At 32.9% G+C, this 20,181-nt stretch carries 25 protein-coding genes; 10 read left to right on the top strand and 15 right to left on the bottom strand.

Features of this window, described 5'->3' with window-relative positions; translation table 11 throughout:
- Positions 1–138: 138 nt before the first annotated feature.
- The gene (locus CRO00_RS00640) at positions 139–1,239 is read right to left on the bottom strand and encodes a YheC/YheD family protein (protein WP_097071720.1); all 1,101 of its coding nucleotides are present in this window, start codon (positions 1,237–1,239) and stop codon (positions 139–141) included.
- Positions 1,240–1,468: 229 nt separating this feature from the next.
- On the opposite strand from CRO00_RS00640, the gene CRO00_RS20045 reads away from it, so the two are divergent.
- The 5 genes from CRO00_RS20045 (at position 1,469) to CRO00_RS00660 (ending at position 4,375) form a co-directional block, all read left to right on the top strand.
- Entirely contained in the window at positions 1,469–1,606 is a 138-nt protein-coding gene (locus CRO00_RS20045) for a hypothetical protein (RefSeq protein ID WP_161946575.1), read from the top strand.
- Between the two features lie 145 nt (positions 1,607–1,751).
- Positions 1,752–2,228 (top strand): hypothetical protein, encoded by a 477-nt coding sequence (locus tag CRO00_RS00645; RefSeq protein ID WP_097071721.1) that lies wholly within the window; start codon positions 1,752–1,754, stop codon positions 2,226–2,228.
- An 8-nt stretch (positions 2,229–2,236) separates the two neighbouring features.
- The gene (locus CRO00_RS00650) at positions 2,237–2,545 is read left to right on the top strand and encodes a hypothetical protein (protein WP_097071722.1); all 309 of its coding nucleotides are present in this window, start codon (positions 2,237–2,239) and stop codon (positions 2,543–2,545) included.
- 231 nt (positions 2,546–2,776) lie between these two features.
- Complete coding sequence (locus CRO00_RS00655) at positions 2,777–3,820, top strand: ParA family protein (protein ID WP_097071723.1); 1,044 nt, start codon at positions 2,777–2,779, stop codon at positions 3,818–3,820.
- Positions 3,821–3,904: 84 nt separating this feature from the next.
- Positions 3,905–4,375: a hypothetical protein gene (locus CRO00_RS00660; RefSeq protein ID WP_097071724.1), complete on the top strand. Its 471-nt coding sequence runs from the start codon at positions 3,905–3,907 to the stop codon at positions 4,373–4,375.
- A 641-nt stretch (positions 4,376–5,016) separates the two neighbouring features.
- Here CRO00_RS00660 and CRO00_RS00665 read toward each other — a convergent pair.
- From CRO00_RS00665 to CRO00_RS00695, 7 genes are all read right to left on the bottom strand, one after another.
- Complete coding sequence (locus CRO00_RS00665; RefSeq protein ID WP_097071725.1) at positions 5,017–5,379, bottom strand: hypothetical protein; 363 nt, start codon at positions 5,377–5,379, stop codon at positions 5,017–5,019.
- Positions 5,380–5,898: 519 nt separating this feature from the next.
- Positions 5,899–6,171 carry a hypothetical protein gene (locus tag CRO00_RS00670; RefSeq protein WP_097071726.1) on the bottom strand — a complete coding sequence of 91 codons (273 nt, stop codon included), beginning with the start codon at positions 6,169–6,171 and terminating at the stop codon, positions 5,899–5,901.
- A 38-nt stretch (positions 6,172–6,209) separates the two neighbouring features.
- Positions 6,210–6,848, bottom strand: a complete 639-nt coding sequence (locus CRO00_RS00675; protein WP_097071727.1) for an IS630 family transposase — start codon at positions 6,846–6,848, stop codon at positions 6,210–6,212.
- Positions 6,734–7,279 carry a helix-turn-helix domain-containing protein gene (locus CRO00_RS00680; protein ID WP_141396932.1) on the bottom strand — a complete coding sequence of 182 codons (546 nt, stop codon included), beginning with the start codon at positions 7,277–7,279 and terminating at the stop codon, positions 6,734–6,736. Before CRO00_RS00680 ends, CRO00_RS00675 begins: the two co-directional genes overlap by 115 nt.
- A 115-nt stretch (positions 7,280–7,394) precedes the next feature.
- Entirely contained in the window at positions 7,395–7,943 is a 549-nt protein-coding gene (locus CRO00_RS00685) for a hypothetical protein (RefSeq protein WP_097071729.1), read from the bottom strand.
- Positions 7,944–8,140: 197 nt separating this feature from the next.
- Positions 8,141–8,446 carry a hypothetical protein gene (locus CRO00_RS00690; protein ID WP_161946576.1) on the bottom strand — a complete coding sequence of 102 codons (306 nt, stop codon included), beginning with the start codon at positions 8,444–8,446 and terminating at the stop codon, positions 8,141–8,143.
- A 39-nt stretch (positions 8,447–8,485) separates the two neighbouring features.
- Positions 8,486–9,061 (bottom strand): DUF1281 family ferredoxin-like fold protein, encoded by a 576-nt coding sequence (locus CRO00_RS00695; RefSeq protein WP_097071731.1) that lies wholly within the window; start codon positions 9,059–9,061, stop codon positions 8,486–8,488.
- Positions 9,062–9,430: 369 nt separating this feature from the next.
- On the opposite strand from CRO00_RS00695, the gene CRO00_RS00700 reads away from it, so the two are divergent.
- Positions 9,431–10,321 (top strand): DNA adenine methylase, encoded by an 891-nt coding sequence (locus CRO00_RS00700; protein WP_097071732.1) that lies wholly within the window; start codon positions 9,431–9,433, stop codon positions 10,319–10,321.
- 851 nt (positions 10,322–11,172) lie between these two features.
- On the opposite strand, the gene CRO00_RS00705 is transcribed toward CRO00_RS00700, so the two are convergent.
- Positions 11,173–11,523 carry a hypothetical protein gene (locus CRO00_RS00705; protein ID WP_097071733.1) on the bottom strand — a complete coding sequence of 117 codons (351 nt, stop codon included), beginning with the start codon at positions 11,521–11,523 and terminating at the stop codon, positions 11,173–11,175.
- A gap of 348 nt (positions 11,524–11,871) precedes the next feature.
- On the opposite strand from CRO00_RS00705, the gene CRO00_RS00710 reads away from it, so the two are divergent.
- Complete coding sequence (locus CRO00_RS00710) at positions 11,872–12,840, top strand: hypothetical protein (RefSeq protein ID WP_097071734.1); 969 nt, start codon at positions 11,872–11,874, stop codon at positions 12,838–12,840.
- Between the two features lie 156 nt (positions 12,841–12,996).
- A complete protein-coding gene (locus CRO00_RS00715) occupies positions 12,997–13,209 on the top strand; it encodes a hypothetical protein (protein ID WP_097071735.1) in 213 nt (70 codons plus the stop codon).
- A gap of 769 nt (positions 13,210–13,978) precedes the next feature.
- Here the strand turns inward: CRO00_RS00715 and CRO00_RS00720 are convergent.
- Complete coding sequence (locus CRO00_RS00720; protein WP_097071736.1) at positions 13,979–15,241, bottom strand: competence protein CoiA family protein; 1,263 nt, start codon at positions 15,239–15,241, stop codon at positions 13,979–13,981.
- Positions 15,242–15,446: 205 nt separating this feature from the next.
- Positions 15,447–15,572 carry a hypothetical protein gene (locus tag CRO00_RS20505; protein ID WP_272914296.1) on the bottom strand — a complete coding sequence of 42 codons (126 nt, stop codon included), beginning with the start codon at positions 15,570–15,572 and terminating at the stop codon, positions 15,447–15,449.
- 339 nt (positions 15,573–15,911) lie between these two features.
- Between CRO00_RS20505 and CRO00_RS00725 the strand changes: the two genes are divergently transcribed.
- The gene (locus tag CRO00_RS00725) at positions 15,912–16,418 is read left to right on the top strand and encodes a hypothetical protein (protein ID WP_097071737.1); all 507 of its coding nucleotides are present in this window, start codon (positions 15,912–15,914) and stop codon (positions 16,416–16,418) included.
- On the opposite strand, the gene CRO00_RS00730 is transcribed toward CRO00_RS00725, so the two are convergent.
- Together CRO00_RS00730 and CRO00_RS00735 are read right to left on the bottom strand one after the other, a co-directional pair.
- Positions 16,415–16,813, bottom strand: coding sequence for a type II toxin-antitoxin system PemK/MazF family toxin (locus tag CRO00_RS00730; protein WP_097071738.1), 399 nt, complete (start codon positions 16,811–16,813; stop codon positions 16,415–16,417). The genes CRO00_RS00725 and CRO00_RS00730 overlap by 4 nt on opposite strands.
- A gap of 65 nt (positions 16,814–16,878) precedes the next feature.
- Complete coding sequence (locus tag CRO00_RS00735; protein ID WP_097071739.1) at positions 16,879–17,253, bottom strand: hypothetical protein; 375 nt, start codon at positions 17,251–17,253, stop codon at positions 16,879–16,881.
- A gap of 1,000 nt (positions 17,254–18,253) precedes the next feature.
- Between CRO00_RS00735 and CRO00_RS00745 the strand changes: the two genes are divergently transcribed.
- Positions 18,254–18,472, top strand: a complete 219-nt coding sequence (locus CRO00_RS00745; RefSeq protein ID WP_097071741.1) for a hypothetical protein — start codon at positions 18,254–18,256, stop codon at positions 18,470–18,472.
- Positions 18,473–18,605: 133 nt separating this feature from the next.
- On the opposite strand, the gene CRO00_RS00750 is transcribed toward CRO00_RS00745, so the two are convergent.
- Positions 18,606–19,010 carry a hypothetical protein gene (locus CRO00_RS00750; protein WP_097071742.1) on the bottom strand — a complete coding sequence of 135 codons (405 nt, stop codon included), beginning with the start codon at positions 19,008–19,010 and terminating at the stop codon, positions 18,606–18,608.
- 19 nt (positions 19,011–19,029) lie between these two features.
- Positions 19,030–20,127, bottom strand: a complete 1,098-nt coding sequence (locus CRO00_RS00755) for a ParM/StbA family protein (protein WP_237658309.1) — start codon at positions 20,125–20,127, stop codon at positions 19,030–19,032.
- Positions 20,128–20,181: the final 54 nt, after the last annotated feature.

Below are 20,181 nucleotides of genomic sequence, written 5' to 3' on the forward strand. Positions count from 1 at the left end.
ACTTCACCAGTAATACCTTGAAAAGTGTAAATCATTTGTATTTTACAGCAAATAGTATTACAAGATAGGATTATTATCTAACAAAAAACAGAAGGGAAAGTGAGAATGTCAGTTAAATGACTATTCTCGCTTTTTTGTTTAATATTTACTATTATCTGTGTTAATTTTAAAATGTTTTCCTTTTCTCTGTTCAATAGGATATTTAGCTAATGTCTCTGCTAACATCTTGGAATAGCTAATTATATGATAGGCTCGTTCTTGTTCTCGCTTTTCTTGGAATGCTATAATTTCAGGACCTGTATTACCCTCAAAAAACCAAATCATCTCGTTTTGGTCAATTCCAAAATCTATTGCTAGTTCATTTAAGGAATAAGGATAGAAACTATCAATATGTTTGGTTAGTTGGAAAGCTAAGTTTTCTAGCTTACTATATAATTTGGTAGCCGTATCTTTACCATAGTTTTCAATGAGAAATTTCTCTCCTTCTAACGTTACTACGCCTTTATAATTGCTGATATCAATACCATGCTCTGCAATATCTGCAATCATTTTTAGAATAATCCACTGTGCTTTGGCATTTCGAGCTAAATGTACCCGTATATGAAACGTTTTTCCATCGCTCGTATTTGAATAAATAAATGGTTGGATGATGTAATTTCCTTTTCGAATAACATTAAGAATAATTTTATTAGTTGCTTTTAAATCATGACGGGTAGTGATCGTTTGTTCTTGGAAAATATATTGGCTTTTTTGCTTTTGAGTGACAACAATAATACCATTACCTTTTGATTCATTAGCAGGTTTTAGAATTACCTTTTTATAGTTGTTTATCATCTCGTTAAAATCACTTAATCGTGTTAATTGTATTGTTGGAATAAGTAGGTATTCAAATTGATTAGCTTCCTGTATCTTTTTATAGATGGTTAACTTATCATCGATTAGATGGGAAGTAGTATGTATTTCTTGTTTTAATTTCATTTCTTTCTTGGGTTCTCTTAACTTATCTAAAGAACGATTAGATTCGTTAATCATTAAAAGAGGAAATGGTAACTTCTTCTTAATCCATCGCCCCTCTTCGTGTATATCCCCCATAATAGTTTTACTGTCAAAATCTACATCATCTATTCCAAAAAAACAAAGTTCTACATTCTGCTCTGCTGCTTCTTTGACATAAAAATTTATTCTATATTGATTTAACACCTTAAATGGATGCTCATGATTATAAACCCCGATTAACATTCTTTCACCTTTTCTGTCAGTATGTAATTTATTGTCTGTCTTTAATATTGTAACTATTTTTATTTAATGGGTGTACTAAAAGTTGATTTGTTGGAAAATTTATTATGTAAAAACCGAATCAACCAACAATTCAACCATATATTATATTCCTAGAATAGCTAATCTAGCTCATTAAGCCTTACTTCCAAATTACGGAGGTAAGGCTATTTCAATTTTAGGAGGAACTCATATGGAAAGAGAAAAGCAGCAAACAGCAAAACGTGTTGACATTGTGCAAGTGAAATTAGTAAGGGAGAAAACGATGTTTTACAAAAAATTCCGCATTCGTTCCCCACATGATGCTTATGAATTAATGAAGGAATTTTAATCCACGGTAACGGTTTTCGTGACTCAAAGAAAAAGTCAAGATTAAATCCAATTTATATTAAAGAGGATATTGTAAAATAGTAGTAGGTGAAAACGTAGAGATATCATATTAGGAGAAAAGAAAACGATGAAAAGGTGGAAAAATGGTGCCTGATACTACTTTAAAAGAAAATTATATAGTTTATAAAATTGAGGGGCTAAATAATTGCAAATTACAAAATGTGGTTAAATTGAATTTTGATGATAGTATTTTTGAGCAGGTGGAGATTAGTAGTAACCTTAAAGAAATAAAACTTTATTTTGATAGTGAAGAGGATACAAATAATATCATTGAAAAAGCGAACACAGTTCTGTTTGAAATTTTTAAGAGGTTGATATTAAACAAAGAAATTGATATTTCTATACCTGAATACAATGTAGATGTGGTTCGTATAGGAAATGAAGATATTACACAATTGCAAATTAATGAGAGAATTGCTATAAGAGACGAGTTTCGAATGCAAAGATCTTTTGATGCAAAGGTATTTTTAGAAGAAGTGCTAAGTGGTAATAACCTAGTAACAGACGCTAATAAGTTATTGTATCGTAAACTGTTAAGTATTATGAGAAACCCAGAAGAGTAGTGAAATTTATGGTGCTATATGATTTCCTAATGGAGATTGTTTCTAAAAATAAGCCACGAAAGGAGCAAAAAAATGTTTCTGACTTTATAAGGGAAAATGGGTTTAATGTTGGGATAAATCATGTTGTGTTTCGAACTACACGGAGAGAAAATAGTGATTTTTTAGAAGATGATTTTACATATTATCGAAATGAAATAGCACACGCAGAATTTCAAAATGACTTCGCTAAATATGAGACATTATCTTCAGCAGTCACAAATGTATTAATTAATAAATTGTTAGAAGTAATTCATTTCGGGATACAAAATTTAGAGTAAATAAACTGCACTGAACCACGGGAAGGGTTTTCATGACTAATTGGGGAATTTTCTTGATTGTTTGATGATATTTGAAACCCTTTGTATAGGGTATATTGAACTAGAAAATTCTGCTTGAGAGAAATCACTTGCAGGGTTTTTCTTTATCTAAAATGAGTTGGCATTGATGGTATATATTTGTAAATAGTTAATGAGTATAATAGAAGTATAAAAAACGTAAGGGGGATTTAAATGACAAAAATAATATCACTCTTTAATCACAAGGGAGGAGTAAGTAAGACCACAACAACATTTCATTTAGGTTGGATTTTAGCAGAACAGGGAAAGAAGGTTTTAATAGTCGACACAGACCCACAATGTAATCTTACTGGCGTTAGTTTAAGTTTATCAGGAAATAACAATTTTGAACAATTTTATACTGACTCTAATATTGATAATATTAGGGATGCCTTAAATCCAGTATTTGAGGGAAGACCTATACCACTAAAACCAGCAAGGTGTTATGAATTCCCAAATAGAAAAGGATTGTTTTTGTTACCAGGTCATATTGGATTTGCAGAATACGATGTTTCAATAGGAATCGCTCAAGAGTTGACTGGCAGCCTTAAAATGACTCAGAATATTCCGGGTGCTATTAGTCATTTATTTAGAATTACAGCAGAGGAATATATGTTTGATTACATACTAATTGATATGAGTCCTAGTGTAAGTGCTACGAATGCAAACTTATTAATGCAAAGTGACTATTTTATTGTTCCATGTAGCCCTGATTATTTTTGTAATATGGCGATTAATTCTCTAAGTAAAGTAATACCAAATTGGAATAAGACTTATGATAATTTGAAAAAACATCCGGTCTTTAGTGAGGCAATATATAAATTACCAAATACAAGACCTAAATTTATAGGTACAATCCAGCAAAGGTATAGACCGAGAAATGGTGGTCCAGCAAGGGCATTTAAGCAGTGGATTGATAGAATAAATGAAAATGTTAATACCAGTCTTGTCCCTATATTAAAGGAAAATGAAATGATTATTAAAGATAATTTGTTTAAGGAAGTTGGTACACCTGAAGAACCTTATAATATAATTAATTTGGCGGATTTTAATGGATTGATCGCTCAATCACAAAAGTATAATGTTCCTATATTTGCGTTAACACCTGAGCAAATAGAACAAGTTGGAAGAGTACTTGAGAATTCAGAGAACTCAAGGGATGAATTTCATAAGACTTTTACAAGGCTAGCTCAGATAGTAATAGGTTTAACTTCATAAAATGATGCCTGGCTAATTAATAATATTGAGGGACCATTGTGAATTACATTTATAAAATCAGTTATAAATAGAGGTGAAAGAACCATGCCGATTTTTGTAAATCCAAACAACCCAGAACAGCCGGCAAAAGGAGTATATAGATGGTATTTTCATAAAGAAGATGATAAACAAGAAACTGTAACTACACTGTATATAGGACAAGCTGGGAAAAATAAAACGAATTTATTACCACGTGGGACTCTCTATAGAGGGGTAGGTCAAGTACAAAGGAATCCCTTTTATTCTGGTAAAGGATATACGCTTGATACAAACTTTATTGTGGGGACTATAATTCATCTACTTGAGAATAAAGGATATAGGTGTTACTGGGAACATATAGATAATGACCCTTCGAAAGAACAAATGTTTGTGCAAAAGTATAAACCAATTATTCAAGACCAAAATGGAAGATTATTAACAGGATACAATATGAAATTACAAAATAAATGGAAGAAATCTATGGTACAAAGTGCAATCGAAAAAGTAGAAAATAAATTTACCGAAGATTTTGTTTGACTTTTTGTACCAGGTATAAAATAATTCTGGCAATTCAATAGAGTTTCAGAATAAATCAAATGCCTTGCGGAGAGAAATCTCCGAAGGGCTTTTCCTTTTTATTTCCCGATTGTCTCTCAGTGATAGTAGCAAACTTTTCCTCGTTACTTTCTCATGAAAATCCTTATGGAGAAATACTCCCAAGTGCATTCCCATTCTTTCAAAGTTTATTATCATTATTCATTTTTCAAAGTTACCCAGTTGATATTTCATGACTATAGACACTTCCTTAATATTTTTCTGATTTAATTTTTGCAATCAAGAGAATTCTATTTGGCTTCAAAATTAACTTTCTGTATTCTTTGCTATTAGTATGTAGAACCCCCCTTTTTCATCATTAAAGAAGTAGGTTTATAAAGGAAGGTAGTTTGCGGGTATGTATTGGAAAAGGGATCAAATTTATCATTTCATGCATATTTATTATTATTAGTTGGGTTTATTTATATGGCGGAAGAAATGGTCAATTTTTGTCTGAATTTGCTAAGCGATGATGTCATACTATATAGCCTGCTTGGTATGTCAATAAAACGAATGCAGACCTAAGGAGAATCATCAGCAAATAAAAAAAGAGAAGAAAAACGATTCTTCTCAGTGGTACTATCCTATTTAACTTTGTTATCCTCTTTTGTCATTTCCAATAATTTCGGAATAAGGAATTCATGGTTTTCACGAATATCACCCAACGTATCTAAAAGCTGATAAAGTTCATTTATTTTTTTTGAATCTCCTTTTCCTAGTGAAAGTATTTCTTCTGCAATAGAATTTAAAGATAAAGGTGGGGCAAAACGAACATTAAATCCTTCGTTATCTAGTTCCCATTCTTTGTTGTTGGAAGATATTATAGCCATCTCATATTTAATCTCATTATTTCCTAAATTAAATCTAAAGATTTTAACCCAAATATCTAAATTGCTATCGAAATAATCTTCTACGATTTCTGCGTAACTAATTTTTATTTCATTCATTTTCTAGTCCCCCTAATAGTTTGAATTGTCCGGCTCTATAAAAACGGAGATATCCTTTTTAAATTTTGTTTTATAAATCTACTTTACACCGTCTATTCTAATTTTTAGTTATTTAAGAAAAGTCCTTTTTGCAAAATGAAAAATTTAAATTGGTGTTCTAATTGCGATGTCTAATGCAAGGTGTGATATCTTCCAAGTTGGATGGTTCTGTGGAGTGGAGAAATCTCTAAACATCATCGTTCTGAACTTTACTAATCTAATGTATGTCACCGTATATTTCCAATGTATTTTGATATCTATTTCCCATTCACTGGATTAATCACTTTCTTCTCGTTTCGTAACTCGTTAAATGAATATATTTATGGCACTTTGTTTCCTTCTGGTAGTAGTGGCAAGGAGAAGTGTAAAAATCACTTCTCCAAGTTAACTTAATATGTATGTGTTCAAAATTTCGCATTATGTATCGTTGATTAATTAATGGTGCAAGATGTAGAACATGAAAAATTCCATGTGTTCTAACTAAAATGGAAGATACCCATCATCAAAAATTTCATCAATCCATTGATATTTCATGTTGATTTTATATTTGTTGCGATTTTCTTGACGGTAAGGAATGTAGAAAGAATTACAGCTCATATATTCCAATTCCTTTACTTCTTGTTCTTCTTTTGCGATTAATTCTGATAGTTCGCTTTGATACATTTCCCAATTACATTCATCGCAGCAGCCGGAAGCTACTATTTCCATTATTTCACCACAATAATTGCATTTTCTAATTGTTTGTTTAGTCATTGTTATTTCCTCCAAGTTATTATTTATATAAGTCCACTTTAATTTTCCGACATAGCCATTGAACCAATCAAGCTGAGGATCGTTCCCGGGAATTCATGGATGTACTCTAAGAATGATAGAATGGAGTTCCTAATTTCCTTACATGTGGCATGGAATCGATTCGCAATCACACTCTTTTTCAAATAACCCCATACGCGCTCTACCGCATTTAAATGAGGCGAATAGGGTGGTAAGAATACGAGTGCTAACTGGTCTTTATGTGCGTTTAAAAATGGCTGAATCCATTTCGCATGGTGAATTTTAGCGTTATCGAGGATCATCACCACTTTCTGGTGTTCATATTTCGCTAAGACATGATGAAGAAAAGCTAGAAACGTCTGTGCGTTACAGCGATCGGCTTCCATACACAGAAATTCACCGTTTCGACTATCGACGCAGCCAAATAAACTGACCGTCGCATGATGCCCATACGTAGGGATTTTTCTTTGTTTTCCTTTGACACTCCAAGTTGCTTGAAGTGCTTGGTAGTCACGAATATGGCTTTCATCTTCATAGAGAAAAACTACTTCGTCTGTGGCGTTTTTTTTAGCGTGTTGAGTTGTTGGATAAAGGCTTCTTGTTTCGCTTTGTTCGCACGTTTTAATGTATACGTTGGTCGTGTATAACTGAATCCCCAACGTTTGAGCATATGACCCACACCACCTCTCGACATGATGACAGAAAAACGGTCTTCAATAACATCTCTGAGAATGCGGGTATCCCAGCACGTTTGGCAGCCATACCCTTCTTCAGCGGGTGTACTTGATTCGAGCATACGACGGACTTCTTGTGCTTCTTCTGGTAATAAATACGGGCGTCTACCGGGTGCATACTTACGATGGAGTAGTTTCTCCATGCCACCCTCGTTAAACTTTTTCGCATACTCTGAAACCGTTTCACGATGTAGATGAAGAAGTTCCGCTACTTGGGTCGCATAGTACCCTTGCATGAGCAAACGAATTGTCATCACTCGTTTCGCCATTGATGCTTTTTCAATTGCTTTCTCTTGAGCCTGAAGAAATTCCACCGTCCACCCATGTATATTCGTAATTTGAAGTCCTTTTCCCATGATTCTCGCTCCTGTCCGAATTAGTTTGAGACTAGTATAGACAGGGAAAGACTGGAAATATACGACATGTCGGAAGTTTTATATCGATTTATATATATAATCATCCGAGATACGATCATAATTTGTCGTATGTCTTTTTCAGAGAGTTCCAGAGAAATGCTCCTTCTGAAACAATTGCGATGTCAGCAAATGCGGGTGTACATTTGGATGTACTACTTACCATTATTGCTTTTTTCATCAAATCCTTTACATCTCTAATGCTTGCAACCTTAAATCCATTTTCCCTTTCTTCCTTCAATGTAGGTCTTTCTGGAAAGCGATAAATCGTATTGTTAGCATCTGTGTATATAAAGTAGGTTTCTTTAACTTTATTGTTTCGGATAGGAATATACATTTCTTTCAGTTCATTCCACCAATATGCTCCTTCATTCGTAATAACCATTTCATAAGGAGGAACTAATTTGCCATTATTATTTGATCTTAAAGAGCGTTCTTCTAAATTAAGAAATATGAGAATACTATTAAAGTCTGCAAGTTCCGCATCCCTATAATCTTTATTTAATCGAATATCATAGGGACTAAAGATAATGCTATTCGTGTTTTCTGGGTTAAGAAAAACCCAGGATACATGCTGATTAAATGCCTTTGAATTCATTTTATTCATTGTGAAAACCCCCATAAGATTATGTAGTTGTTTGCTTCTGAAAGAATAATAGCAAAATAAAATTTGCTTATGTAAAAATTGGCGGAAAACTTTTATTTAAGACATAACAATTTTTGAAACAGACATTTTTCTTAACATTCACCCAAAGAGAGACACTCTTCTGTTAAAATAGACTGCTTGTTTAAGAAGGAAGAGAATTATTTTTTAAAGAAAGGAAATCCATACTCTTTCGCATTGTTAACCACGACCCATTCTTCATCATGTAGCCAGTCAACATTCTGAATGGATTCAAAATAATCATCAATACTGTCGTATATCACCAAGGCTTCAGAAGGATAGTTATCTTGAATATTTTCAAATAGGACTACTGAATTATCTTTCAATAACCAACTTATGTGAAAGTATCCTTCCTCGGGGCATTCCACCAAAATAAAGCAATTTTTTCTAGTATTTAATATTGGTAAGTTTATAGTTTTCATAGTATACATTTCTAATCGCTCCAAACATAATTTATTGAAATTTACTTAAGAGCTTTCTTGTTATTAGATAGAGCCCAGGAAGCTCTCGATGTCTGACATATCGTATTCTCTAGATTTTTTATCTGTAATATGAATAGTAGAAGCGGACGAATTTCCATTGTTTTCATCAGCGACATCATTGCCATCAGTATTGCCTTGGTCAATACCTTCATCAATAATTTCCCATTCAGCTTCACCAATATATTCTTGTAGAACTTTACTATTTTCGCATTCAACGTAACCTTGGAAGTTTCCATAGGGTTCTACAAATGATAAATAAAAGTTCACATCGTTATACATCTGGCACAACTGAAAAACAAATTGACGGCAAGGCGAATATATCGTATCAAAAACGATTCTGCCTTCGTTTTTAAAGATTTCAGTTTCATGTAGAATACCAAAATCGCAATCTACCTCATAATATTTTTCACACCATTCTGATTTAGAAAGCCCTAATTCTTCTAATTCTTTAGTAGAAGGAATTTCTATTACGTTGCTGAACCTTATGTATTTGTTATCCTCATTCAGCTTTGAAATGATTTCCTCTACAATCTCTTGATTACCTTTAATATAAAGTGTTTGGTGACAATTATTCGCCATTTTTAATGACCTCCTAGTAAGAATTGTCCTTATCTTATCAGAAGCAAAATCTCTTTTTAGCGATTTTTAAATTTTTTTAACCTAGAAAAAAATAAAGTTTTGAATGGGGAAAATAAATGGTTTTTTCCCGCATTGAGCCATCTTTTTTTGCTAAAATAGATAATTTATTTATTTTGATGTGGTCTACAAGGAGTTTACAATCCTGTAAAGATTACATATTTAGGGCGATGTAATGGTTCTTTCAAAATATTTGTTCAAGCGAAAAAGGAATTCTTAATTTCCCTTACAAACATTAGATACCTGCTTAGGCAGAGTCGAATTTGTAAGGGGGATAGACCTTGCTTTTATTTATGTGAGCAAGGGATCAACATGACAAAACAATCATTAGCAAAACCATTTATTAAGTGGGCTGGGGGAAAACAGAAAGTATTATCACAGTTGGAACAATACTTACCGAATGAATTAAAAGAGGGAAAATGTCATACATACATAGAACCATTTGTTGGAGGCGGCGCTATGCTATTTTATGTGCTACAACGCTATTCAATAGATAGAGCCATTATCAGCGATACAAACTCTGATTTGATTACTACCTTTTTGGCAGTAAAACAAAATGTAGATGAATTGATTAGCAGATTAAAAGAGCTTCAAGAACATTACTATTCTTTAGAAGAGGCGGAAAAAAGCATCTTTTATTATCAAATGAGAGCCAAGTTTAACCAGAAAAAAGACGCATCTATTGAACTTGCGGCTCAATTTATCTTTCTTAATAAAACTTGCTTTAATGGACTATATCGTGTGAATAAAAATGGGGAATTTAATGTTCCGATTGGTCGGTACACAAAGCCAGTTATTTGTGATGAAGAAAACCTACGATTGTGTTCAGTAGTGTTGCGAAATGTAGAGATTTACAATCAAAGCTATGAGAAAAATAGCGAATGGTTCGCATCGGATGTATTTTGCTTTTTTGACCCACCATATCGACCATTAAATGCATCAAAGAGTTTTACAAAGTATCAAGCATATGGATTTAGTGAAGATGACCAAATAGCGTTAGCTGCTTTTTATTCAGAAATGAATCGTCAGGGTTCAAAACTGATGTTATGTAATTCAGACCCAACTAGCATGCATCCAGAAGATGATTTCTTCGATAAGAATTATCAAGGATGTAATATTCATCGGATACAAGCTAATCGAAGTATTAATTCCAATCCATCGCGTAGAGGAAAGGTTAGCGAGTTAGTCATAACGAATTATTAATTAGCTTTGATATTGGTAAAGGCTGCTAGGAGTGTCCTGGCAGCCTTTTAATATCCACTGTTTTATATATTCCACTATTGCACAACGTATTGCAGACAGGTACTGAGGTATGTAAGAGGGTGTACAAATGTCAATTTACTCATGTACAAAAACGCTCGTTTAACCATGTACATTTTTGATCCCCAGTGTATATTACAACTTTACTTGGAGGGGCGAGCATGATAGCCTTGTTTGGTCAGCCAGCCCTTGTAATAGCTGGCTTTTGGCTGACGAATCATGCGAGTAGAGGTCTCCATGTCAAGTTGTAATTATTCATAGACATGTATAGAGAAACGCATTTTGAACGAAAGTGTACATGCTTAGACAATCAAAAATGTACACTTTGATGCGGACATTTATAAGGGTGTGAAATAGTTTATGCCATCATTGTGCCTTGGGTAGTCATGGATAATAAGATGAACATCTATAACTGTGTTGATGTCGACCGCCAAAACGCTTTGTTTTATGGCAAGATGTAAGCTACTGCTATACAGCATGTGACAGTAGCTGACGTTATTTACAAATGAAAATAGTGTAAATCTACATGATTGATTTATGATTACTTATCATGTTCAAACATAGGGAGTAATAGGATAGTTTTTAAATAATTAAAGTGACTCATTCTTTTGCTAGTTCATGTACGCAAATGAAAATCAATGTATTAAATACGAACAGAAATGGCGTATATTCGAACGATCCATTCCTATTTGTATAAATGTTTAATACTGAGTTCAACATGAAAGAAATCGGTAATTGCGGAGTCATTTGAAACAAAAAAAGCAGCCCCCTTAAGGAACTGCTTGAAACTATGGTTATTCTTCTTCAATATGACTAAATACAACTTTAAGCCCATAATAGTTGAGAATAATGTCGGTGTCCTCTTCATTCCTAGTAAATCCTAGTTCTTCAAGTATTGTTAATTGTTCTTCACTAAGTTCATCAAAGGTATCTGAGTGGACCCATAATTGAAATTCATAAGTGTATTCGTCGCATCCCTCTTGGAACATAATAAAGAAATCTGAATCTTCATCATTTGGGAAAAGAGGTAATTGTTCGATATATTCTCTTATTTCAATTGCCATCACATTTTCCATAATTAAATTATCCTCTTTCCAAACGGTATAACGTAAAACTTCCTCTGCATTAAGATAGTCAATTTTCATAGTGAATTCCTCCATATTTTGTTTTTAATAAATGCTTTGCTCGATTACTAAGCCTATATTATCAATTTGAAAAAAACTTTTGGGTGATTTTGCGAAAAACTTTTTTTGAGTTAAGGAATTTTTATTTGATTTAGAAATATAATCATTACCATGAAAAAAATTACCTTTCTCCTTAACATTTTCAAATTAAATGGTATAAAAGAAGAACGAGTTCGTGGCTCGTTTGATGGTGGGTTATAAATAAAGGATAGCGCGATTAATTTCAAATAAATAAAAGAAAATCCTTCAAAGGAAGAAATATAAAATAATCCATCCAATCTTTACACTTATGTATTCTTGGAGGGTTCAATGACAATACGAAATAAAAGTTCAAAAGATATAGAAATAACTACTATTTTGCAACCTGGGGATGCCATAACTAGAAAAAATTCTTCGGAAGCATTCAAGAACAAAATGATAAAAGAGCAGGGCAGAGGAGTAGATGAGAGAGGTCCATTTGTTATGGCTAAAAGTGAGAATTTGATGGAATTAGAAAAGTTAAGGGACAATCAAAAGCTAACCGTTACAGACAGGCGATATTTGATGATATTGCTGTTATTAGCTGATTTTAATCATTTCGATAAAGAAAAAACACCACTGATTAGTAAAGGAAAGAAACTGTCAAAAGAAATGGCAGCAGACATTTGGGGTGTAGCGGAGGAAACAGCCAAGAAGAAGTTAAATCGGTTAGTCAAAGCTGATATTCTTTTAACAGAAGTAGATGAAACTGATAAAAGACGGAAATTTTATTACTTGAATAAACAATACTTCATTAAAGGAATTCACAAAAATAGAGATGAAAAATTTGTAAAGGTGTTTCAAAATAAACTAAAAGAAATCATTCAAAATGTGTCAATGCTAAAACATAAGCGGTTAAAGAATAAAAGCATTAAAAAGCATATTAATTACGATGATGTCATCGGCTTGCTTCAAGCGGTTATTCCGTATTTTCATTTTGAAACGTATTACTTGGTGAAAAATCCAGACGAAAAAATTACATTAGAAGGAGAACCAGTTCTAGAAGCGCTGGAAAGGAATAAAAAAGCACTTAAACATTTGTCTTTAGCCCATTTGTGCAGAATTTCAGGATTAGGTGACAATGAAACAGTAAAAAGTTATTTTGAGTTTTTACAGGAAGTTGGAGCGGTCATGATAACGAAAACAAAAGGCAAAATTCGATACCGTATTCACCCTGATTTGCTATTCAGATTAGATGGCAATGGCATGGATGACTACACAAAACATGTACGGAGTGATTTTAGCCAACATGATGAATAAGGTGCTACGGCATCTTATTTTTTTGCAAATTGGATAATTGCTTTATGTATTATTGAGTGGAGTAGGTTTTAAAAAATGATGTCAAAATAAAGCCCTTTTCTAATAGTTGGATTATAATGTTTTCAACTAAATGAGTAGAATGGATGGGGATTTTTAGTGAACGGCTTATCATTTAAATTAAAACATATTAAAGAGAATGAACCAAAACTGTGGGAAAAACATAAACTGGTTCTTGCCTTTGTGGAAGAATATGATGAAATCCATATTGAAGAATTGATGAAAATAGTCGGTCATGAACCAGCGATGAAGTTTGCAAGTGATGTTATCAAAAATGAAGGGAGAGAATATATATTTGTGATGGAACATTAAGAGAAGAAAAAAATAAACTAAAATAATGATGAAAATGAATTAGTTAAGTCCCTGCTATCGTGGGGATTTTTTCATTCCTAAGTATCGTTCCAAAATAGTTGGTGATAGATTTAAGTATTATAAAATTTGAAACCTCCGAATAGTGTACCCGTTTCTGTATTAAAAACCTCCGAATAGCATACCCATAACTCACTAAAACCTCTGATTGACATACCCTTATTTTTCATCATGCAAGAATCTCTTGGTATTCATAGCCCGAAGTGTAATTTTAAAATAAATTTAGGTGCTCTGAACCCGCATTCTTACGTTTACTTTCTCCTCTTATATCTTCATTTCTATTTCTTCAATTAATTCAAAAGATTACTATGAAGAAATAGAAACATGCTTGGAAGGTGCATATGCTTAATGCCAAGTAATTGTCCTATTGGCTAAGAATTATTAGGATGCAAAAAGCGAATTAATGGGCTTTTTTTCGCTTAAGCTTGAAGTTCCTAAAGAATGTCTTAGTTTTTAATAAAAGTAGTAAATACCAAGCATTTTGGATAAATAGGGTTCATTATTTATTTTTATAAAAACAAAAACTGTGTGTCCTTTGGCGGCGCTCCGCTTGCTCTTTAGCCTAAGTCACATTGCAGTATGTGAAGGGGTGGCTAATCCACTTGTTAATACTTAAAAAAGGGCTACTTCGGTTATCGTTTTAATTAACGGAATTAAAAAAATACTACCAACTTCAGCTGGTAGCATTCATAGGCAATCATGGTTGCAAGCATTAAATTGCATCTAATAAAGAAAAGAGCTCTTCCATTGTTTGAACATTACTGGACAGATTTTTTATGTATCGATAGTCATGCAACCGCTCATTACGCAATATATATTTGGTCCAGAGTTTTTGTTGCTCGGATTGTTTCATATTCAATGAGGATTTTAAATCTTTCTTTAAATCGTCATATGTATATTTATTTACTCTAGAAGCCGTTATTTTTTGTTGTAATTCTAATTTTTCCATTTCTTCTTTAGCTTTTCTTTTTAATATTTTCTCAAGTGCTTCCTGTTGTAGTTGTTTCTCTAAATTTTGTTTGCGCTGTTGTTTTACAGCTAAAGTTCGAACGTCCTCTATAAAATTATTTCTTGCCACTTCTTCTTGAGTTGGATCGCATAGCTGCAACTTATTGTCTTTGATAGTAAAGAAACTTGCTAACGATGCTGAATAATTTGTTGGCAGTGCAAATGATTGATAAGGGGAGGTTGTTTTATCAACAACAAACCGTTGAACAGAACACATAACACCTTCGTCAGTTTGTTGAATATAATATAGACTCTTCACTGGCTTATTTTTTAACTCAGGAAACATATCGCGACATAGTTTGTAGTCATACAATTTTGTTACTTTGTATGTTGATGATAATTGCTGAAATAAGTGCTCCCATTTTTTATCTTGAGAAGTAGGTAAAGCTGTTATTGCTTCTGCTTCCCATAGATACAATGAGTGGGTGCGTTCATCTATTGAGCGTTCATTGTTTTCATAAAACCAAATATCTGTTATCCCTTGATATGCAAAATAATTTTGGCGTTTTTTAATTTTATTTGCCATTTCACTGTCTTTTGTATTTGTAATATTAGAAATAATAGAAATCCCGATTTCTCGGTTTCCTAACGTTACTAATAAGTCAGGATAATAACGCCAATTTTCGTGTCCTTTAGCCTCAAATCCCCATTGGACATTTAATCCAGGTACTAATTTACTTTGTAATTGAAGCTCGTTAAAAATTATTTCTTTAGAAATGGTATGTATTTTAGTTTCTCTTTGGATTTGTCGTTCGTATGTATCGGCTGCTTTTGAGAGTTGACATGTTTCTCCATGTAGATGGTAGAAATGTGGTTTTCTACTACCGATTTTAATTCGAAGACTTTTGCCACAATAAGGGCAAGAAAAACCGCCTTTTTCTGCAATTTTCATATAGCTTTTCAGTTCAGATAAAGTAAATCCTTGATTAATTAGAAATGGTTGATGTTGATAAATAGAGTGGTACATTTTATTTTCCTCCAGTATCTTTTTAGGTATATAAATAATATGACTACTCCTATATTTTATTAGAAATTGAATTTGATTTGGGTGTTTTGACGTATTTTTTATTTTTTGGGCTTATTTTTTCCTACTTTTTTGTTTTTTTGAACCATCCTAAAAGCCATTAAAAAAGCAGCACCATCATCTAGCGCTGCTTACTTTTCCTTATTCATCAATCTTCTAGCTTTGGCAATAGGTGTTCATTTTCCTTAAAGTGCTTTTCGATTTCATTTATCATTTCATCAGGATAATCATCAACAAATTCATAGTCATCCTGATCCTCATCATAAAGTTCCACTTCGTCTTCTAAAACATGGAATTCCGCTTCGTCCTCATCCCATTCATCCCTACGTACTTTAATGCAATATTGTGCGCCTTCAAAAACTAGTGTACACGTGTAATCTCCTTCATCATCAATACTAATGCCTAGCTAACCCATCAACTATTTTAATCATGTTAAAATCCTCCTTGTTTGTCGGGTGAAACAAATAAATATAACACTATTTTGCTCATTTTTTTCAAGAAATTTAGAAAAGTTATGGTCATGGTAATTAAACTTAAAATTTGCCCATTTATTTTTTGATATTTAGTAACATAACTATACATTTTCTAAAGGAATTTAGGAGAAGGTTCGCAATTGTTAACTGTTGTGAAAATGAAAGGTAGGATATATATGATGCAAAATAGAGTAACCATAAAGACCATCAAAAATAATAGTTATGTGTATGAGTGGGAATACATACCGAAGGATGAGCGCCTTCATGAAAATAAAAAGTATCAATGGACTTATAAAGGACCAGTGAGCGGGAAAGGCGGCGATTATATAAAAATCTTGACCGCACAAGATGAAAAAGAAGCTGCGGAGTATGTATATGGAAAAGCTTATTTGACACTATTAAGAATGAGAATGAAGGAACTGGAAAAAGAAAAGCCATTTTTCGATAGATTGAAAGAAATTGATGCGATGAGCAAAGCTGAAAAGAAGTTTGCTCAAAAAGAATTAAGAGATGACATGGAAATCGAAGCGGATAAATTTGTAAATGAAGTTTTGATTGCATTTTCTCCAGAGAGTCTTTGGGATTATTTAAGAGATGGTGGCACATTAGAAGAATTAATCAAGAAAATAAAAAGAAGCCAGCGCTAAGCTGACTCAGGGGCATTTATTATTCCAAGAGCGATTAATAATGCCTCTTTTAATTTATTATCGGTTTTTTCTGAAATGGTACCAATCCTTCTAATCACCATCTCTCTGTCAATAACAGTAAGTTGTTCACACATTATAGTACTTTCTTTTAATAGAGTTCCTTCTTGTAATGATTGGTTGGTAATAGAAATATGAGTTGGTAGCACCCTATCTAGGGGAAGTTTCTTTGTACTCAATGGTACAACTAAAAGAATTGTAGAATGTCTGTTTGCACGGTTATTACTTACCACTAGCATTGGACGTGTGCCTGCTTGGATAGAACCGATTTTATTTTCTCCTAAAGAAACTAGGATTATATCTCCTCGTCTAATTATGGCTTTTTTATTATTACTCATTTTGATTTCTCCTTTTATGTATTTTTAAATTTATAACACAAATTTAAAAATAGTGGAGAAATTGTTTAATTTGTTAATGCTGCAAATTCCTCTCGTTCTTGTCTGTACGTTTTCTCAGTGTAATGACGATGTTCATAGATAATTATCCCTGCTTGCCAAATAAAATGCTCCCGACAATATCCATCGTATTCTTTTAGTAGTAATGACATTTCAAGTGTTGGGAATATTTCGCTCAAGAATTCAAAAAAAGCTAAACAGTTATACTCTTGTATCGTAATATGAGCAATCAGTTCTTTTGGTGATGAGGAAATATAATGAAATCGTTGAATAATAGGCTGTTTTTTTGAATTTATCAAGGAAGCTTCATATTCTTTTAAGATTGTTTTTAAAAACCTCATAAATTCATCGTTTCCACTTACTCGTAATACGCCGTAATACATAATAATCTAGCACCTCCATTTGGTTGTTGCTTAGAATAAGCGATTTAGTTGAATTTATCAAGAAGATGCGAATGTGGGACGGAGTGGCACTTGGTATGTACTGAGTATATACAGAGTAAAGAATTAAATCGAAAAAGGATTATTAAAAAAAGCAAACAAATGTATACAAAGATGCAAACCTTTGTTTGCAAAACTGAAAATGTGGTGAAGCACCTGATAGGGAAATTGGTAGGCAATATCTCTAAAGAAAAAATGACGTTAACAAAGTCCGTTGGGAGTCCCGTCTGCCCCGGTTCCGATTAACCATCGGAATTTCTCCCGTTAGATGGGCATTATTTTATCCCAGATTATGTACCGTCCCAGTAGCTTAGGCTAGGCAATATACAAGATGGATTCAGTGGTGAATGTTTCGTAAAGCTGGACCTGGGGAAATTGACGTTATCGTCACTATCTTGTAAATGCGCTATACTCCAAACGCGCTTTTTTGTCCTTTTTGCAAAGGGCAAAACTGTCTACCTCCTAAAACATGTGGAATTAAAGAAATTAAATAATAAAGGCATTTTCATATTAGATAGACTCATTAGAAATTCTATAAAATATGAATTTATTAAACAATCAGCTTAGTTGTTGAAGATTTAGAATTCAGCAGAAGTAAAATCCCAACCTTTCTATGTTTTAAACTTCTGAATAAATAAGATTAGTCGGATTACAGATGGAAAATAGGTAATATAAATAAAATTAATTTCAACAAACGTATGTTCATTTAGTGGAAAGAGTCCAAAGGTAAATGTTCAAGATTATGAGATAGTTATAATGTAAGTTAAGCATGAAATTCAAATGTTCCTTAAAGTTGGGTATTTGCATAATAATATTGGATGTATACGAATAAATTCTCCTTTTAAAAATAACCACTGTAATAAATTTAATTTGACGGAACTTCTTGTAGGTCTTTAATATCGATTTAGATTATTCAATAATTCTATTGTAAGGAAGTGAAAGTATGGGAGAGCTATATGTCATTGAAGACTATCTGTTTAACAAACTGGAACAACTGAAAAAAGAAGAACAGTTGCTGTATAGCTTTATAGAAAAAGGAAATGACGAACTGATTGGAGAGCTACTTAGTGTAGTTGAAGAAATTGTGAGCATAAGTTGTCAATTGGATCATATAGGAACCGAAAGTAATACAATAGGTGTTCGGGGAGAAATGAGTAGATAAACTAACATGATTCTAAGAAATTGATACATGGGTGAAACTTTAGAGAGTTAACCATTATAAAATTTGGTTTGATGAGTTGAAAAAATCAAAAAGTGAACAAAGAAAAAGCTGCACATGGCAGCTGATAGTAATTTTATTTAAGCATCTGAGAAAATATAAAATTCTTGCTCACCGAACTAACGGCTTTAGCATTATCAGTAGTATTGATGCGTTCTATGTGTTGCTCACTTAGAGCAGTATAGGGAATATCAACATTTTTATTAAAGGCTTGCACGATAAATTTTATAAGTATTTCAATATTCTGAGGATGATTGAGCCAATCACATTCATCTTGTGTAAGTGTTGATGGTATAGGTAATGTAATTACCTTACGCTCCCTTTGTGTTAATCCATCTTCAAGACTTTTAAGGAGGTTTGCAGCAAGTACAGATGAGAAATTTCTACCTTGCTCTTGCTTTAATGTATTTAGATAATTAAGTAGCTTTTCATCCGTATGTTTAGGAATACGGAATGAAACTGTGCTTCCTTTTTTAAGCATTACAATGTTGCCTCCTCATTTAATGTTGGTTACTAAGCGCAACATCTAAAATTTTATCGTAGGAATATACATTTGACCAAATGCTATTATGAGTGTCAAGAAACTTTAATGGCATTTCTTTTCGTTCAGATTGAAGAACTTTTTCTATGTATTCCCTCAAAATAGAGGCACCACCACCTACTAAGTAAGCTGACTGCACTGTTGGATATTCTAACCATTTTTCTTCAACCCATTGTACTTGCTTTTTGGCAAGCTTCAACAATTCAGTTTCAATAACTGGTTGGATACAAATCTTGTTGCCCATTTTGTAAATATAGTGACGGTCGCTTTTATCAGGGTGTGTAATTACTTTAATCAAATCTCTGCGGTTCTTGAATTTATATTGATATTGTCTTTCTACTTCCTTCATAATTTTGTCCAAGTATACAGAGACACCTTCCAAATAACTCTCAGATAATCCATTTTTAATGACTGATTTTTCGATAATGGCAGCATCACTTGTTAAACCGCCAATATCATAAATTAGAATAGGATTTTCGCCAGTTTCATTCTGATGTTCGTTTAAGAATATAAAGGATGAAATACCTTCAACATTTACGAATACTTTTGAAAAGTGAATACGGACTTTTTTTCCTGAAAGTAAAGGTGTTTGAAGAAATTCGACCTCATGAATACAACTTTCCAATTTTTGCTTAAATAATAAACGGTCTTGTTGAGTGCCTTCTCCAATAGGTAAACCAGTTGAAAGTGCATAATGTGCTTGATAACACCCATTAATTTCACTAAAAGCATTACTCGTAACTGCATCTACGGCTAATGTGGTTAAAAGAAGAATTAGAGATTGGTCATTATCACTTTTTATGGAATTTGCTCGAAGCTCACTTGGAGTATCACTAGAACGAGCCAACTCTCCAATTGTATAAATACCTTTTCCCTGTTTTAGACAATTAGAAGAAATGCATACATGAAGCCCATCTAAGACATCCCTCTCTATTTCTGTCACGATACGTTCTTGTGCGGCAGGTGAGATTATATTCGGAATGGTCATTTGTGTTTTGCTTGGACCAAGTATTGCTTTTACACTGTCATTTCCTACATCTATTGCTGCTGTTCTCATCAATTTAATATTCCCCTTTCAGAAGTTTGCGATTGTAAACGTTTTGCAGACTTT

The organism is Ureibacillus xyleni, from assembly GCF_900217795.1.
GTDB classification, from domain to species: Bacteria; Bacillota; Bacilli; order Bacillales_A; family Planococcaceae; genus Ureibacillus; species Ureibacillus xyleni.